At 70.5% G+C, this 16,729-nt stretch carries 16 protein-coding genes; 1 reads left to right on the top strand and 15 read right to left on the bottom strand.

All coding sequences use genetic code 11. The features are described 5' to 3' along the window. Position 1 precedes the first annotated feature (1 nt). The 14 genes from DVK44_RS27565 to aroA all read right to left on the bottom strand — a co-directional run bounded on the left by DVK44_RS27565 (position 2) and on the right by aroA (position 15,130). Positions 2-529 carry a FixH family protein gene (locus tag DVK44_RS27565; RefSeq protein WP_114662957.1) on the bottom strand — a complete coding sequence of 176 codons (528 nt, stop codon included), beginning with the start codon at positions 527-529 and terminating at the stop codon, positions 2-4. A gap of 32 nt (positions 530-561) precedes the next feature. Next, positions 562-798, bottom strand: a complete 237-nt coding sequence (locus tag DVK44_RS27560) for a hypothetical protein (protein WP_228447395.1) — start codon at positions 796-798, stop codon at positions 562-564. Next, on the bottom strand, positions 791-2,710 hold the full coding sequence (locus DVK44_RS27555; protein WP_114662955.1) for an ABC transporter ATP-binding protein: 1,920 nt from the start codon (positions 2,708-2,710) through the stop codon (positions 791-793). Before DVK44_RS27555 ends, DVK44_RS27560 begins: the two co-directional genes overlap by 8 nt. Further along, positions 2,707-4,398: an ABC transporter ATP-binding protein gene (locus DVK44_RS27550; RefSeq protein ID WP_114662953.1), complete on the bottom strand. Its 1,692-nt coding sequence runs from the start codon at positions 4,396-4,398 to the stop codon at positions 2,707-2,709. Before DVK44_RS27550 ends, DVK44_RS27555 begins: the two co-directional genes overlap by 4 nt. Positions 4,399-4,683: 285 nt before the next feature. Further along, positions 4,684-5,931 (bottom strand): ATP-grasp domain-containing protein, encoded by a 1,248-nt coding sequence (locus DVK44_RS27545; RefSeq protein WP_114662951.1) that lies wholly within the window; start codon positions 5,929-5,931, stop codon positions 4,684-4,686. Between the two features lie 11 nt (positions 5,932-5,942). Continuing rightward, positions 5,943-7,112 (bottom strand): ATP-grasp domain-containing protein, encoded by a 1,170-nt coding sequence (locus DVK44_RS27540; RefSeq protein WP_228447394.1) that lies wholly within the window; start codon positions 7,110-7,112, stop codon positions 5,943-5,945. After that, a complete protein-coding gene (locus DVK44_RS27535; protein WP_114662947.1) occupies positions 7,112-8,239 on the bottom strand; it encodes a GNAT family N-acetyltransferase in 1,128 nt (375 codons plus the stop codon). The genes DVK44_RS27540 and DVK44_RS27535 overlap by 1 nt, the downstream gene beginning before the upstream one ends. A gap of 10 nt (positions 8,240-8,249) precedes the next feature. Continuing rightward, entirely contained in the window at positions 8,250-9,527 is a 1,278-nt protein-coding gene (locus DVK44_RS27530; RefSeq protein ID WP_114662945.1) for an ATP-grasp domain-containing protein, read from the bottom strand. Positions 9,528-9,578: 51 nt separating this feature from the next. Beyond that, positions 9,579-9,932 carry a carboxymuconolactone decarboxylase family protein gene (locus tag DVK44_RS27525; RefSeq protein WP_114662943.1) on the bottom strand — a complete coding sequence of 118 codons (354 nt, stop codon included), beginning with the start codon at positions 9,930-9,932 and terminating at the stop codon, positions 9,579-9,581. Between the two features lie 35 nt (positions 9,933-9,967). After that, positions 9,968-11,194, bottom strand: coding sequence for a M28 family metallopeptidase (locus tag DVK44_RS27520; RefSeq protein WP_228447393.1), 1,227 nt, complete (start codon positions 11,192-11,194; stop codon positions 9,968-9,970). A gap of 16 nt (positions 11,195-11,210) precedes the next feature. After that, positions 11,211-11,417 (bottom strand): hypothetical protein, encoded by a 207-nt coding sequence (locus DVK44_RS27515; protein WP_114662939.1) that lies wholly within the window; start codon positions 11,415-11,417, stop codon positions 11,211-11,213. A 90-nt stretch (positions 11,418-11,507) separates the two neighbouring features. Next, on the bottom strand, positions 11,508-12,224 hold the full coding sequence (locus DVK44_RS27510; RefSeq protein WP_114662937.1) for a CTP synthase C-terminal region-related (seleno)protein: 717 nt from the start codon (positions 12,222-12,224) through the stop codon (positions 11,508-11,510). A 66-nt stretch (positions 12,225-12,290) separates the two neighbouring features. After that, positions 12,291-13,808 carry a 2,3-bisphosphoglycerate-independent phosphoglycerate mutase gene (gene gpmI / locus DVK44_RS27505; RefSeq protein WP_114662934.1) on the bottom strand — a complete coding sequence of 506 codons (1,518 nt, stop codon included), beginning with the start codon at positions 13,806-13,808 and terminating at the stop codon, positions 12,291-12,293. Further along, positions 13,805-15,130 carry a 3-phosphoshikimate 1-carboxyvinyltransferase gene (gene aroA, locus DVK44_RS27500; protein WP_114662931.1) on the bottom strand — a complete coding sequence of 442 codons (1,326 nt, stop codon included), beginning with the start codon at positions 15,128-15,130 and terminating at the stop codon, positions 13,805-13,807. The genes gpmI and aroA overlap by 4 nt, the downstream gene beginning before the upstream one ends. Positions 15,131-15,344: 214 nt before the next feature. Here aroA and DVK44_RS27495 point away from each other — a divergent pair, with 214 nt between their 5' ends. After that, positions 15,345-16,424, top strand: a complete 1,080-nt coding sequence (locus DVK44_RS27495) for a helix-turn-helix transcriptional regulator (protein WP_114662928.1) — start codon at positions 15,345-15,347, stop codon at positions 16,422-16,424. An 18-nt stretch (positions 16,425-16,442) separates the two neighbouring features. On the opposite strand, the gene DVK44_RS27490 is transcribed toward DVK44_RS27495, so the two are convergent. Then, the gene (locus tag DVK44_RS27490; protein WP_228447392.1) at positions 16,443-16,724 is read right to left on the bottom strand and encodes an ArsR/SmtB family transcription factor; all 282 of its coding nucleotides are present in this window, start codon (positions 16,722-16,724) and stop codon (positions 16,443-16,445) included. Positions 16,725-16,729: the final 5 nt, after the last annotated feature.

Genomic DNA, 16,729 nt, shown 5'->3' with positions numbered 1-16,729 from the left:
GTCAGCCCTTCGCCGTCAGGTTGAAAGCGGTGGTGGACTTCTCCCCGGAGGCGGGGACGACAGTGACGGTGATCCGCCAGTCGCCCGGCATGCCCAGGACGAGCTTGGCCTCGTAGCCGTCGCCCTCGGGACGTGCCGTCTGGTTGCCGCCCTTCATCTTCATGTTGGGCATTTCGGGGTTGATCTCGACCTTGGCGCCGGAGACGGCCTTGCCGTCGGCGTCCTTCACCTCCACCCCGGCCGTGCCGGCCACGCCCCCGCCCGTGGGCGGGCAGGGGCTCACGGTGAGGGTGACCTCCAGACCAGTGTCGGACTTGGTGGCGCGGCAGTCCGCGTCCAGGTCGCTCGCCGGGGAGGAACCGCCGTTCGCACCAGAGTTCGCGGCGGCGGTGCAGCCGGTCAGGGCGGCGGCCAGGAACACGGCCGCGGCTGCCCGGCACCCGGCCCTCCGGATGGTGCGGAGCCCGGTCGGGCACGCCGCCGTCGTGGCCCTTCCGTCGAGCCGGAAGGGGGCCGTGCGCCGGGTCATGTGTCCTCCTCAGGACGCTCGGTGCGGGATGGTCAGCCGCAGCAGGACGACTTCTTGGGCGCCGGGGTGCCCTCGGGCTCCGCGGCGGCAGCGGGCTTGGGGCCGCAGCAGGACGAGGCCTTCTCCGGCGCTGCGGCCTGCTCGGCCGGGGCCTTCGCCTCCGGCTTCGGCCCGCAGCACGAGGAGGCCTTCTTCGGCTCCTCCGCGGTGGCGGCCGGGGGCTGCTGGGCGGCGTTCCAGAACATGTTGCCGAGGCTGGTCTCAGACATGGGCGTTGTCCTTTCCTGGGGTGTTCCTGGGGGTGCGGCCCTCCTGGGCGTCGCACAGTTCGGTGAGCCGCCCGCCGGCGGTGAAGAGTTCGACGGGGCGGCCCGATTCGACGATCCGTCCGTCCTCGATCACGAAGACCTGGTCCAGGTCCTCCACCAGCGGAAGCCAGTGGGCGACGACGACGGCCGTACGGCAATCCAGCAGGCGGCGGATGGCGGAGAGGACGAGTCGCTGCCGTTCCGGGTCGACGCTGGAGACGGCTTCGTCTAGGACTATGACGCGGGGGTCGGCGAGCATCGCCCGGGCCAGGGCGATCAGCTGGCGTTCACCGACGGAGAGCCGGGAGCCGCGCTCGCCAACCCTGGTCCCGTACCCGTTGCGCAGGCCCATGATGGCCTCATGTGCGCCGAGGCTCTTCGCCGCTTCGACGACTTCCTCGTCCGTGGCATCGGGCCGGCCGAAGAGGATGTTCTCGGTGACCGTGCCGTCGAAGAGCTGTGCCTCCTGGGTAACGAGGAGAACCTGGGAGCGGACCGAGGCGCTGCTGATATCCGTCAGGTCGTGCCCGTCGATGGTGACCGTCCCGCCGGTCGGCGTGTAGAGCCGCACCAGCAGCTGCATCAGGGTGCTCTTACCCGCGCCGCTGGTTCCGACGATGCCGATGTGCTGTCCGGGCTCCGCCTTCAGCGTGATGCCATGGAGGACATCGGGGCCACCGTCGTACGCGAAGGTGACGTCGTCGAAGGCCACGGCTCCTTCGACGGGCGGCAGGGTGCCCGTACCGCTCCGCTCCTCCTCCAGGTCGAGCACGTCCAGGATGCGGCGTGCCGAGGTGGCGATGTCGGACGACTGCCCGAGCAGGTGGGCCAGGTCCCTGACCGGGTTGAGCATGCGTTTGACGAAGAGGGCGAAGGCGGCGAGGGTGCCGGCGGCCAGGGCCGTTCCGGACGCCATGCCCATGGACGCCATCATCGTGTCGGTGCCCATGAGCATCCAGGTCATCGGCATCATCCCCGCTGCCATGTCGAAGAAGAAGCCCGAGCCGAGCTGATGGCCGTTGATGATCTGAAGGCCGCCGAAGAAGATCAGCAGGCCGAGGGCAAGGAAGACGCTGAACCCCAGGTGGGAGGTGAGCCAGAGCCGTTTGCGCGAGAGGCGGTTGTGGACCGTGCTGTATTCCTCGGAGCGGGCACGCAGATCGGTGAGTACGGCGTCCTCCTGGCCGAAGGCGCGGATGTCCGCGAGCCCGTCGACGCGCTGGTCGAGGTAGCCGACCATCCGGTCCCAGCCCTCGCGCTGTTTCCGGGTGTCCGGCCGCAGCTTTCTGGTCCACACCACCGCGATCCAGACCATCAGCGGGATGGTGACCAGCGTGGGCAGCGCCACGAGGGGGCTGAGCGCGAGGAGAAAGATGGCGAACGCGAGGAACCAGATGACGCTGTTGGCCACCTCCATCAGGGACTTGGTGAGAAATCCGCGGAACCGGTTCGCCTCGAAGAGCACCCGGGTGACCCACTCGCCGCTGGCCTGGGAGACGTGGCGCGAGAGCTGCACGTTGTGCAGGCGGACGACCAGGTCGTTGCGGATAGTGACGGAGAGGTCCTCGTTGGTCCGGATCATCGCCGAGTTGTAGATGATGCGGATGATGTTCTCGGCGACGGTCAGCACGACGAGGTTGATCGCCGTGGACTGCACGGCACTCATGTCGCCGATGACGATCTGACCGATGCCCGCCATCACCGTGTACATGACGGCGATGGTGGCGATGGAATTCAGAATGGCCATCAGCGTGGCGACGCTGAGCCAGAACCAGTGGGGCCGCAGGTAGGGCAGGAATCTGCGGGCCGCCTTCACCAGTGCCTTCCGCGCTTCCCGGCCCTCCAGAGGTGACTCGTGCGAGGTGACGGTCATGACGCCTTTCCTCCCTCGGGAGCGGCTGCCCCGGCGAGTGGTGCGAGGGCCTTCGCCGGGGTTTCCGGGAGGGCGAGGCCGATGGTCCGGTCGGCGTAGCGGGCGACCGCGGGCTGCTGGGAGGCGATGATCAGGGTGCGTCCGTTGCGTACCCTCAGGACGGTCTCCAGCAGGGCGGCCTCGGTCTCCGCGTCCAGGTTCGCCGTCGGGTTGTCCAGCAGCAGGATGTCCGGGTTGACCAGGAGGGCCCTGGCCAGACCGATGCGCTGGCGCTCCCCGGCCGACAGGTCCAGGGTGCTGGCGCCGAAGCGGCGGTCAAGGGGGATGTGGGAGAGGCCGGCCGCCGTGGCGGCCTGCGCGACCTGCTCGTCGGTGGCCTCGGGTCGGGCGAAGCGCACGTTCTCGGCGAGCGTCCCTTCGAAGACCCACTGCCGCTGCGGTAGGCACACGATGTGCTGGCGCAGGCTCTCGGGAGCGTACTCCCTGGCGTCGACACCGTCGTACGTGACGGAGCCACCGTCCGGGTCGCGGAGCCGGGCCAGCACGTGCAGGAAGGTGGACTTGCCGCTGCCGGTCGGTCCGGTCAGGGCGACGACGGCGCCCGGCTCAATGTGCAGGTCGACCCCGTCGAGGACGCGGCGGCCGGCGAGGTCGACGGTGACACCGCGGGCTTCGACGGTCCCGATCGACGGGATGCCAGTGCGGCCGTCATGGGCGGTGAGTACGGAGGGGGCGTCCATGATGCGCAGGAGGCGCTGCGCGGTCACGACGCTCCGGAACGCTCCATTGGTGTGCATGGCGAGCATGTGGATGCTCATCTGGAACATCATGACCAGCGCGACGACCGCGACGAGGTCGCCGACGGTGCTGGTGCCGTTGAGCACGCCCTGTCCGCCGGCCCAAAGGGCGATTGGGGTGGGCAGACCGCCGATGACGTTGAGGGTCGCCTCCCACCGGCTGTAGGTGCGCTTCATCTGGCCGTCGCGGCGCGCATGCGCCTGGTTGACCTTGTCCAGACGGCTGGAGGCGTCCGACTCGCGGCCGTAGGACTTCACGACGCTGATGTTGGCGAGGGACTCCCCCACACCGCTGAGCAACTTGGTGAACTGACCCTTGAGTTCGGCGAAAGCCTTCTGCAGCCGGAGCTGGACGGTGAAGTTCCCGATGATGACGAAGACCATGGGGATGACGGCCAGCAAGGTCGTGCGGGCGTCGATGATGATCGCGGTGATCAACATCGCGAGCGTGACGAGGATCTGGTTGAGCAGTTCCAGCAGGCCGCCGTTGGTGAGGCCGCGTACGGAGACGGCGTCGGAGACCAGCCGGGTGAGCGCCCGGCCGCCGGAGGCTTCCGCGATGTCGGCGGGGCCGAGGTGGATGAGCTTACGGAAGAGATCCTCCCGCAGGTCGTTGACGGCTCGGCTGGCCACGGAGAAGCGGATGCGCTTGCCGAGGTGGAGCAGGGCCGTGGTCACGGCGCCCGCGAGCAGGACGCCGAAGGAGGTGTAGAGCAGGGTCTCCGTCGCTCCGCCGAGGACTCCGACGTCGATGGCGTACCGGGTCAGGAGCGGTACGGCGATGTTGCTGAGGAGACCGAGGAACATGACCACGGTGGCGATGGTCATCTCGCGGCGATAGCGCAGCGGGTAGCCATAGATGAAGCGCAGCGCGCGTAGCGAGTCGTTCAACGTCGAGCCCCCTCTTGGTGGTTGGTCGGGTGGGTGGGATCCGAGCGGGCCACACCCCGGAGGGTGCGGCCCGCCGTCATGCCGCTGGACTAGTCGCAGCAGGCGCAGGCGCAGCCGCACTCGGTGCCGTCTTCCGCGACGTCCTCGTTGCCGCTGGTCTCGCAGCAGCCGGAACCGATCATGTCGTCGGCCATGGCTTCTCCCTTCCCATTGATTCGATACTTTCAAAAGTATCGAATCACGGTGACGGGGGAGCGTCAAGTAGTGCGCAAACGTGGGGAGTTGTCAGCAGCAGCTGGTGTGTGCACGGTCGACGGAGGCTTCGGCGACCTGCTCGTCCAGCAGCCGGAGAGCCAGCTGGGCCGTGACCCGCTCCAGGTCCCTCGCCAGTTGCTCGGGGCTCTCGCCGGCCAGCACGATCCGACCGAAGGCGCCGCCGCGCGGGTGGGCGACCGGCAGCACGGACTCGCCCGGTGCGACGTCGAACTCGACGAAGGGCGGGTGGGGGGATTCCAGCCCCTGGAACGAGCCGACGGCCGAGGCGTCGTAGTCGATCCGTCCCGCGGCCTCGAAGACGATGCTGCGGTACAGGCCGCAGATGGCATCGGCGGGCCTGGGCTCCCCGTACCGGCCGAGAGCGGCTTCGGTGGCTACGAGACTGGGTTCCCAGCCCGTGGTGGACCTGATCATCTCGACGGCCTGACCCCCGGGGACACGGGGGTTGATCTCGCCTGCCCGCCAGCCGTCGGCGGTGAGAGTGAACTGCAGCGCCGCGACCCAGTCGTCCAGGCCGACGGCGGCCAGAGCCCGGTCCACCAGTCGGTCCAGCTCCTCCCGGTCCTCCTTCCCGAGCCTGGCCGGGAAGTGGCCACCCACCTTGACGAAGGTCGGCGGCGGCCCCACCTCGCCCTCAACGACCCAGAGGACCCGGGTGACCCCGGCGGTACGGGCGGCGAAGACGCCGAACTCCGGCCCCTGGACGTACTCCTCCAGCAGGGCGCTCTCCCGGCCGCCCGCCAGGATGCCGGCAACGGCCTCCTCGGCCTCGGCGCGAGTGGCGCAGTACGCGAGCCCGGCGGCGCTCGACGCGTCGCGCGGCTTGACCACGACGGGCAGGCCCAGCTCCTCGGCAGCCTCGCCGCCTTCCTGGGCGCCGCTCACGACCCGGGTGCGCGGCACCGGGACCCCGGCGCCTTCGAGCAGCCGGTGGGTGGCCGCCTTGTCGATGCAGTCCCGGGCGGACTGCTCGGTGATGCCGTGGGCGAGCGCCAGTTCCTTCCGCAGCCGGCCGGCCAGGGGGACGAGCCGCTCGACGCCGGTGACGACGGCGTGGATGGGCTGCTGGGCATGGACCCCGGCCACCTGGCCGACGACCGAGGCCCAGTCGCCGAAGTCGACATCCAGGGGGTAGTCGGCGAGCATGACCTGTTCAAGCGTCATGTTCTCCTCGGCGAAGACGACGTCGTAGTCGGTCTCCTCCTGGAGCTGCTGGACGGTACGCCGTCCGCCGAGCACGAGAATGCGCGTGGACAAGGGTCCATCACCTACTGGGTGTCTGGCTCGACGCGAAGTCGGAGCGATTCGTAGAGGGAGTGGTACGTGGAGTCCAGCTCCGCCGGGTTGTCGCCATACACCACGATGCGGCCGTAGGTACCGCCTTCGAGGTCGTCGACGGCGCGGACGTGGTCGCCGGGTTCGACGTCGAGCCAGACGCCGGGGGCGGCTAGCCTCCGGGGGTCGTAGCCGATCCGGCCCGGTCCGTCGAAGTCGACGCACCGGTACAGCACATGGCTCGCGGTGGGCGGCCTGCGGGTCACCGGGCGCCCGAGTGCGATCTCCGCGGCAGCGCGCGTGAGATCGATCCCGCTCACCCGCTCGACGGCGGCGCAGAGCTGCCCGCCGGGCGGCCGGGCGGCCACGTCGACGAGTTCGGGCCCGTCGTCCGTCAGCCTCACCTGGCTGTGGGAGACGCCGTGATCGAAGCCGAGTACGGCCAGGGCCCGTACGCAGAACTCCTTCAGCTCCGCCTCCCGGGCCGGGTTGAGGCCGCTGGGATAGTCGTAGCCGGTCTCGACCTGCGCCGGGCCCGGGCCGGTGTGTTGAGCCAGCACGCTCACGACCTCGGTGACCCCGTCGACGGTGAGGCTCTGCACGGCGTACTCGGGCCCGCCGGTGAACCTCTCGACCAGGAGCGCGGCAGGACCAAGACGTTCCGATGCCCGCTTGACCTCGTCCAGATCGCGGCAGCGGAGCCGGCCCCGGCCGACCGTCCTCCGGACCACGACGGGCAGGCCGAGCCGACGGGCCGCGGCACGGGCATCGGCCGGATCGGCGACCGGCAGCGACACGGGTGTCCGTAAGCCGTCGGCGGCCAGCATCATCCTCAGGCGCGCCTTGTCGTGGCAGGCCAGGGCCGCCGGGAGACCGAGACCGCGTACCCCGATCCGGGCGGCCGCGAAGGAGGCCAGCGGCAGATGCGCGTCGTAGACGGTGAAGACCCCTTCGAGCGGCCGGTCGGCATGCTGGGCACGCAGGGCGCTCTCCACCGCTCCCCAGTCCCCGAGGTCGAGGTCGAGGGGCACGTCGGCCCGGGCGGCCAGCTCCAGCGGCGTGGGGTCGTCGAGCAGCACCGTGTGGGCGCCAATGGAGCCCAGGACGTCCACGACACGGCGTCCCGAGAGGCAGGCCACGCTGGGCCGGGTGTCAGGGTTCATCAGCAGCACCGCCTGGTCATGTCGAGCTGTTCCTCGGGGCCCTGGCAGCGCTGTTCCAACCGGAGGCAGGACGCGTGCAGCGCGGCCTGCTCCCCTCGGTCGAGGACTTTCAACGCCAGGTGGAGCGGGACGGGGTGGGCGCCGAGCTTGCGCTTCTCCATGCCGTTGGAGCGGCCGAGGTCGATGGTGGCGACGTCCGTAGTGACCGCGCTCTCGACGAGGCGGCCGGCCATCGCACGGTAGGGGACGAAGGACGGCAGCCGCGCGGTGTCCAGGCCCGCCAGCCACATTGACCAGACCGGGCCGAACTGCCAGCCGGCGAAGGCACCGATGGTCTCCCCGGCGCGGTCGGCGGCGGTGATGGAGCGTTCGAAGGGCGCCAGCCTGGTCCGCATCGCCCGAAGGAACGGCTCAGGCAGCACCTCGGTGGGGGTGTTCCGGTCCTGGAGGAGGGAGTGGACTAGGCGGACCAGGGTGTCCGTGTCGGCCGACCCGTCGAGCACCGTGTGGTCACGCCCCGCGATGCGCCGCTCCCGGGCGAGCTTCCGACGACGGTGCCCCTCGGCGAACGCCCAGTACTCCTTGACCGACGGCACATCGGTGGCACAACGGTACGAGGTGGTGATGTGTGCCGTGGCGTATCCCTGCCGCATCAGCCGTCCGCTGAGCCGGTCCGCCGGGGCGTTGGCCACACCCCAGACGCGGGCTCCGGCCGAACGTGCGGCCTCCCCGAGCGCTCCGAGCAGAGCGTCCACGGCGCGGTCGTGGCCCGGCACGGCCAGCGGGCCGCCGTCCAGTGCGGCGAGGCTGTGCGCCAGCAGCACGGGGCCGGTGGGCGCGAATTCGCCCACCTCCAGGAGGTACGAGAGGCGGGGGCAGTCGTGCACCAGGTAGGCGGGGCAGATCCCGACGAGTTCGTTGCCTCGGTAGGCGGCAAGGTGGCGGGGTTCGAACGCTCCGGGCGGGGCGTCCTCGAAGGCAGCAAGCCACTGCCAGCTGTGGAAGACACTTCCGGAGGCCAGGCCGACGAGCCGGTTCCACACCTCGGCGTCGACGTCGTGGATCGTGGACAGGGTCTCGATCCGGTGCTCTGCGGTCAGGTGGCCAACCGGGTCGGTGAGGGTCATCGGCGCCACCTCAGCAGCACGACTTGAACTCACGGCTGTCCGTCGCGGCCGGTTCGAGGCCGTCGCCGAACACCACCTGGAGGTCCAGGGCCCGCCGGACCTGCTGCTCGGCCCGGTCGAGTTCGTCGGTGCTCTCCCCGTACACGACGATGCGGCCGTAGACCCCGCCCTGCGGGTCCTCCTTGGACCGTACGGTCTCGCCCGGGGCGACCTCCAGCTCGACGACGGGGCTGCCGGGCCCCTCGCCGTCCGGAACGAAAGCGTCGTAGAGGAGCGTCCCCGGCTCGTCGAAGACGATGCTCGTGTAGCGGGCGAAGGGTACCGTTGGGCCGGGCGGTGGCTGTTCCAGGCACAGCACCTGGCGGGTGACCGCCTCCACCATGTCGACACCGCTGACGGCTGTGGTCATCTCCACCAGGCGTCCGCCGGGTCTGCGGGCGTTCACCTCGATGACGCGGAACCCTTCGGCGCCGAGCCGTACCTGCGTGTGGCTGATCCAGTCCCGCAGACCGAGCGCGTCGAGCGTATTCCGCAGGAGTCCGTCGAGATCCTCGCGACGGGCCGCGTCCAGCCCGCACGGATACTCGTACCCCAGCTCCACGAAGACGGGCGGCGGGGTCGTCCGCTGCCGGAAGACGCTGAGGACCTCGGTCGTTCCGCCTCGGGTGAGGGTCTGGACGGCGAACTCGGGGCCGTCGACGTACTCCTCGATCAGCGCCCCCGGCAGCCCGTCGGGGACAAACCCGCCCAGCGCGCCGAAGGCTTCCCGCACCTCCGCCTCGCCGGTGCAGCACCGGACGCCGAACGCACCGGCCCCGTCACGGGGTTTGACCACGACCGGGTAGCCGATGCGGGAGGCCATCGCCACGGCCTCGTGCTCGGTGGTGGCAAGCGCGAAGCGCGGTACGGGCAGGCCGGCGGCTTCGAGCACCGTGCGCGTACGGAGCTTGTCCCGGCAGTTCGCCACCGCCTCCTCGTCGGGCCCGGCCGAGTGCGGGGTCAGCAACCGGCCGAGGTACGCCATCAGCGGCAGACGCGGTTCGGTGTGGGTGAGCACCGCGGCGGGCCGCTCGCCGCCGAGTTCCTCGCGGATCGCGTCCGCCACCGCGTCCCAGTCGTCGAGGCCGATGTCCACGTGGGCGTCGACCCAGGGCATGCAGTGCCACGGAATCCGTTCGTCCAGGAGGACGACCCGGTGTCCGAGTTCCCTGACGACGCCGAACTCGCGCTCGCTGCGGCCACCGAGCATCACGACGGAGCCGGTCGCGGGGGTGGATGGTTCAGGCACTGCCGATGTCCTTCGTCGAGGTGGACGGGCGGATGGGCGGGGCGGTGGTGCTCAGCAGCAGGTGTTGGCCTTCTTAGCGGCCGCCGCGACCGCCTGCACGGCGGGGCGCTGGAGTTCGTCGAGCTTCATCGCCTCGACAATCCCGGCGATCTGGCCTATCTCTTCGTTCTTGAGGCCGAGCTTCTTGGCGGCGGCGAGGAAGGAGCGGACCGTCTCCTCACGGTCCTGCATGAGGGCGGCGCAGAGAGCGACGGCGGCCCGGGTCTTCGGTTCGAGGGCGTCGTGGTCGAAGACCGCGCCGAAGAAGTCCTGGTAGCTCTTGGAGAAGGCCGCGTGCTGCTCACCGACGCTCGGGGCGAGCTGGATGAGCTGGGTGGACACGGACTGCTGGGGCGTGTTCGCCATGGAGGCTCCTGTGGTCCAAGGGGTGGAAGGGTGATTCAGCCGGGGGCGGCGAGATGACGGACCGTGGCGAGCGTGAGCTGTCCGGCCTTGTGCAGGGCGTCGGCCTCGATCCGTTCCGGGCTGTCGAGGGGTGAGTGGTAATGCGCCGCTCCCAGCCCGACACCGGCCGAGGGGAAGCCAGCGGCCGCGTAGCGCCGGTTGTCGGATGCCACGGGTGCGGCGTAGAGGGGGATGCCCAGCCGGCGGCCGGACGCGTCGAGAGCCGCGATGAGATCCCCGGGCATGGGATCGGCCGGGCCGAGTTCGACGGCGACCTTGCCATTGAACTTGCCGGCCATGTCGATGTTGAGCACGTCCGGCCGCAGCTTCCGCTCACGCAGTTGCCGGGCGTGATGCCCCGACCCAAGGGTGCCCATTTCCTCGCCGTCCAAGAGGGCGAAGGTGACGGGGCGGTCCAGTGGTTCGGCCCGGCTCAGGACGCGGGCCGTCTCGCAGAGCACGGCGGTGCCGCTGGCGTTGTCCCCGGCGCACGGGAAGTGCCGTCCGGGATCGGACCCGACCCCGTCGTAGTGCGCAGTCAGAAGGATCGGGCGGGCGTCTGGAGCACGGCCGGGAAGCGTGGCGACGATGTTGGCGCCAACGGCGGGCACCCGCTCCAGCGGGACGTGGGCGGTGACGGTCCCGCCGGTCACTGCGTCGAGCAGCTCCGGCAGGAAGGCGACGACCGGCAGCCGTACGGGCGTTGGCCCCTGAACCCGCTTGGTCAGATAGCCGGACGCGTCGGCGTGCTGGGCCACGAGGATCCCCACCACACCGCGTGCCGCGAACGATGCGGCCAGTTCCGCGAAGGCGGTGCCCTGGGAGGAGCCACGCACCACGGCCCAACAGCCGGGTAGGGCGTCCTCCGAAGCGGGCGCCGAGACCGGTGCCGGCATCGGGGCGGAGCGGGGGTGCTCGGCGAACTCGGCGCGGTGGACAAGATCCCTAGCAAGCTCCGGCCCCTCCACCCCGCAGTACGGCGGTGCCGTCAGCCGCAGGACCCCGCGGATGGCGAAGTGCTCCAGGACGGGTGAGAGACCGGCCCCCGTCAGCTCCGAGACCAGAAAGCGTGTCGCACGGTCGTGGCCGGCGCTGCCCGGCGCGCGCCCCTCCATCTCCGGGACGCACAGAGCGCGCAGCGTGGCGAGAGCGCGCCGGATGTCGAAGGGGTCCGCCGGCCCGGGTGCCGGGGCGGGCCCTTGGCCGTATGCCGTCTCGGTCATCGGGAGAGTGCCTTCCTCAGCCCGCCGCCGCCGGCTCACCGCAGCAGCTCCGGGGGGCTTCCTCGGCGGCGGGTTCGCCGCAGCAGCTGCTGCGGGCGGGTTCCGGTGCGCTCCTGGGCTCGCCGCAGCAGCCACCGGTGGTGGCCGCCGCGGCCACGAGCGGTTCCGTGATGAAGCCTCCGACGGGTCCCTGCTCAGCTGCGTCGGACGGATCGCTGCTCATGTCCCTGCCCTCCGATCATTGATTCGATTACCGCTTACTTAAACAAGTATCGAATCAGTGTGATCGTCATGTCAATGGTGGCGACCGGCCTCACTCCTCCACTGCCACCGGACCGCGCTCCCGCACTCCGGCGCGCACGCCAACGGCCGCCAGGAATGCCCTGATGAGCGGGTGGATGTCGGTCGGCGTGGACGACAGCTCGGGCTGGAAGAGGCTGCCGATGAAGAAGGGGTGGTCGGGCAGTTCGACGGCCCTCGGCGCCTTCTCCGCATCCCAGCCGCTGATCCGGAGCGGACCGGACCGCAACGCGTCCTCGTAGACCGGGTTGAGGCCGTACTTGCAGTGGTAGGTCTCCACCGCCGACTCGCGCCCCGGATAGACGGAGGCCAGCCGGCTGCCGGCGGCGAAGTGGAGGGGCGCGGTCTCCCCCACGAGGGAGCAGGCCAAGGGGACGATGAGCGGGGTGGCGGCCTCCGCGTCGTACTGCACGTCCTCCGCGTCCTCGATGCCCAGGACGTTACGGCTGTACTCGATGAGCGCGTGCTGGAAACCGCCGCACGTGCCCAGATAGGGGATGCCTTCCGTACGGGCCGTGCGGATGGCCAGCAGGGCGCCGGCCTGGCTCACATAGGGGGAGCCTGGCACCACCCAGATTCCGTCGTACTCCCCGATGGCGTCGGTCACCGTGGCGCTGGGCAGCCAGTCGGCCTCCACACCGAAGTGCGGAACCAGTTCGTCGAACTTGGTGTGGGAGGGTACGCGGTCGCTGCGGTCGCCGACGAGGGCGAGTCTCGGCCGGGTGGTCATCAATGTGCCTCCTTGATTGCGGAACAGGCGTGTACGGGTGGGGCTCGCCGCGCTACGGACGTACCGTCACCACAACGCACGCCCGGTCATGGCAGGCGCCGGGCCGAGCCCGAGGAGCGACAGCACACTGGGGGCGATGTCGGCGAGCGTGGCAGTCCCCGTGGGGCGCACGGCCTGCCGGCCCTGTGCCGGGACCAGCACGGCGGGTACGGGGTTGGTGGTGTGACCGCCGTAGGGCCGACGGCCCTCGCCCGCGTCGGTGAGCATCTTCTCCGCATTGCCGTGGTCACCGACCAGGAGCACCCAGCGCCCCGTCTCGCCCGCGACCCGGCACAGGGCTTCCACGGCACGGTCGGTGTGTTCGGCGGCCCTGACGGTGGCCGCGTGGTCCCCGGTGTGGCCGACCACGTCGATGTTGGCCAAATTGGCCACCACCAGTGGTACGTCATCGCGCCGGGCGGCCGAACCGACGGCCTCGGTGACCCGGCCGATGCTCATCTCCGGCGCGGTCCGGTAGTCCGGCGGCGCGTCGGCGGAGATCCTGATGTGTTCCTCCAGCGGCGCCGGGTCCGCCTTCCGGCCGTTGAGGTAGTACGTCACGTGCTCGAACTTCTCGGCCTCCGCGATGCGCACCGACCGCACCCCGCACTCCGCGAGCCGGTCGGCCAGCCCTCCCCCGGCATCGGCCCGGTGGACCAGGGCGGGGATGGGCGCTTCGGTGTCGTACTGGGCCAGGCTGAGGAAGGTGACGCCCCGGCCCGCGAGTTCGCCGTACAGACGGTCGGCGAGCTGCTGGATGCGGTCGCTGCGGAAGTTGGTGAAGAGGACGACGTCACCGTCCCGGACCGGGCCGAGCGGCTGCCCGTCACCGCCGGTGACGACGCCGGGCTCCACCCACTCGTCCCCGCGTCCGCTCGTCGCGAGGGCCTCCTCCGGCTTGCCGACCGGGTGGCCCGCGCCGTCGGTGATGGCGCGGGCGGCCCGTTCGGTCAGCTCGAGATCACCGCTCTTGTCCAGGGCATATCCGCGGCCGATGACCGTGGCAATGCTCCCGACGCCTGCTTCGGCGGCGTATCCCTCGACGGTGGCGAGGTGGTGGGCGGCGGTGCCGTCCGCCACGTCCCGGCCGTCGGTGATCGCGTGGATCCGCACTTCGGGAACGGCGAACAGGGCGGCGATGCGCAGGAGTTCACGCAGGTGGTGCACGTTGGCGTGGATCATGCCGTCGGAGGCCAGACCGATCAGATGGAGCGAACCGCCGGTGGCCGCGAGGCCCGTGAGCGCGGCGCCCAGGGTCTCGTGCGACCGCAGAGTGCCGTCGTTGATCCGCTCCTCCACCAGCACGCTGTCGTAGGGAACGGGCCGTCCCGCCCCGATGACGATGTGGCCGATCTCGGAGTTGCCGACCGTGCCGGGCAGCAGGCCGACGGCGCTCCCCGACGCCTCCGCGAGGACGGCGGCCGGAGTGGCGAGCAGCCGGTCGAGGCAGGGGGTGTCGGCCGCGGCGAGAGCGTTGCCCTCGCCGGGCTCCGCGTGCCCCCATCCGTCCAGGACCAGCAGGATGCCCGGTCGTACGGCGCTCACAGGGTGCTGGTGGTCGGGCCGGCGAGGGTGTCCAGCTTCTTCCAGAAGGTCGGGAAGGACTTCGCGACACATCCCGGGTCCTTGATCACTACCCCTGGCGTACGGAGCCCTGCGACGGCGAAGCACATGGCGATCCGGTGGTCGTCGTAGGTGTCGATGACGGCGTCGTGGGGCGTACCGCCGGTGATGGTCAGCGCGTCGGCGTGCTCCTCGACGGCGACGCCCATCTTCCGCAGCTCGGTGGCGACGGCGGTGATCCGGTCGCACTCCTTGATCCGCAGGCTGGCAATGTTGCTGATGTGGGTGGTGCCTTCGGCGAAGGCCGCGACGACGGCGAGTGTCGGCACCACGTCCGGCATCGTCTCCATGTCGATGTCGATCCCGCGCAGGTCACCTCCGGTCAGGGTGATGGAGTCGTCGGTGACGTCCGCCGTGCATCCCATCCGGGTCAGGGCGGCGACCAGACCGACGTCCCCCTGGTGCGATCCCGCGCCGATGCCGGGAATGGTGACGGTGCCGCCGAGGACCGCGGCGGCGGCGAGGAAGTAGGACATGCCGGAGGCATCGGGCTCCACCCGGACCGTACCGCCGCGCAACTTCTGGCCCGCGGCGACGGCGAACCGTCTGTAGCCGTCCCGCTCGACCTTCACACCCATCTCCGCGAGGGCGGCCACCGTCATGTCGACGTACGGCTTGGAGACCAACTCGTCGACGATGTGGATCTCGGTGTCCTGCTCGGCGCGCGTGGCGTTGATCAGCAGGCTGGAGGTGAACTGCGAGCTGACGGCCCCGCTGATGCGCGTCGAGCCGCCCCGGAAGCTCGGTCCGGTGACCCGGACGGGCGGGCTGCCGTTGCCCCGTAAGGCTTCCGCCAGGACTCCGAGGCCCGGCAGCGCGTCGAGCAGGGAGCCCATCGGCCGCTCCTGCATCCGGGCGGTTCCGGTGAGGACGGTGGCGCCCTCGGCGTGCCCGGCCATCGCGATGAGGATCCGGATCGGGGTGCCGGCCGCGCCGACGTACACGTCCTCCTCGGGGGCGCGCATGGGACGGCCGGTCGGTGTGACGGTGATGCGCTCCCCGGCCGCGTCGACGTCGACGTCGACGTGGCCGAACCGGGTCAGCGCGTCGGCGAGGTACGTGGTGTCGTCGCAGACGAGGGCGCCCTCGATGACGGTCGGCTCGCCGGAGAGCGCGGCCAGGGCGAGGTAGCGGTTGGAGTAGCTCTTGGAGCCGAGGACCTGAACGGTTTCCCGGAAGGTGCTCAGCGGCCTGATCGTGACGCTCTCGGCCTTCAGTCTCGGATCGGTCTCGACAGGACTCAACGCGTCTCCCCAGGGTCGTTGACATCGAATTGCCAGTAGCAATCGGGTAGAGCATGAGGGGTTGTGCCACGGCGGAGAAAGTTCCCGGGGAGGCAGCAAGCTGCCCGGCAACTACCTGTCGAGCACCGGCCGTCGACCGATTTCGATCGCCCAACTCACTTCTGTACGTGCTAACTTCAAGACGTTCGAAACAGCAGCACATCTCGGGGGACGGATGTCGCAACCGCTGGGACTCGACGAACTCACACACGCGGTCTACCGCTTCGCGCTCGGCCGTCCGGGCTGCACCTCCGAGGATGTGCTGGGCGGGCTGGACGCGCCTCGCGACGCCGTCCAGCGCAGTGTGGACCGGCTGCTGGGACTCTCCCTGCTCCGCCCTCTCTCGGGAACCCTGGTCCCGGCGAAACCCTCTCTGGCCCTGCGGACCGTGCTCCAGCAGCGGCAGGCCGAAATCATGAGCAAGCAGCAGGAGTTCGCCGACATCAAGGAGGCGGCCGACCGGCTGGCCGAGGAGTACGAGGTCGCCCAGCCCTCGACGTCGCACTCCGGCTGGGAGCGGCTGGAGTCGCAGGCCGCGGTGCTGGCCCGGATGGAGCGCCTGGCCGGCCGGGCGACGGCCGGGTGCATGTCCCTGCTGCCCGCGGAGACCGTCGGGGAGGAAGCACTGCTCGCCCGGCGCCCGCTCGACCAACACATGCTGGAGCGCGGTCTCTCCGTCTGGAACATCCATCTGGAGAGCGTCTACAACGATCGCGCAGCCCTCGGCTACGCCCGCTGGCTGGCGCGGGACGGCGGACGGGTGGGAACGGTACCAACCCTGCCGATGTGGCTTGTCGTCTACGACCGCGCCACCGCTCTTGTACCGATAGACCCCCGGAATCCTGCGGCGGGAGCCGTCCAGGTGAGCGGGGCGGGGTTCCTAGCGGGCCTGGTGGCGCTCTTCGAGCGGCTCTGCGAGACCATGCGGCCGCTGGACTCACAGAGCCGCGGTGCACAGGACCAGCCCACCCCCATGGAGAAGGAGATTCTCCGTCTGATGAGCCAGGGGCTGACCGACGACGCCGTACGCAAGAAGCTCGGCGTGGGTCTGCGCACCGCCCGCCGCATGATCGCGGACCTGATGGAACGCCTGGACGCTCGCAGCAGGTTCGAGGCGGGGGCCAACGCCGTCGACCGCGGCTGGCTGCAGCCGTGCGCCTGCACCGGCGACCGGGTCCTCCCGTCCCAGCAGCCCGAGCCGTCAGCGACGGCCGCCCCGGCACCGGGGGCACTGCGCGCAGTCTCGCCCCTCTGAGGGCCGGGCAGCGCGGGCTCAGACGCCGCAGGTCTCGGGAACCGGCTCCACCGCGAGAAGGCCGGACAGCAGGCTCAGCCGGTCGCGCCGGGCGCGGTAGTAGACCCAGGTGCCGCGGCGCTCGGAGGTGACGAGCCCGGCCTCCCGCAGGATCTTGAGGTGGTACGAGATCGTCGGCGCGGAGAGATCGAAGGAGCCGGTCAGATCACAGACGCAGGCCTCCTCCCCGGCGGCGGAAGCGATCATGGAGAACAGCCGCAGCCTGATCGAGTCGCCCAGCGCCTTGAACATCTTGGCCATGTCGG

The organism is Streptomyces paludis (genome assembly GCF_003344965.1).
Lineage (GTDB): Bacteria > Actinomycetota > Actinomycetes > Streptomycetales > Streptomycetaceae > Streptomyces > Streptomyces paludis.
The sequence above is the reverse complement of the archived record's forward strand: the minus strand, read 5'-3'. Positions and strand labels throughout refer to the sequence as shown.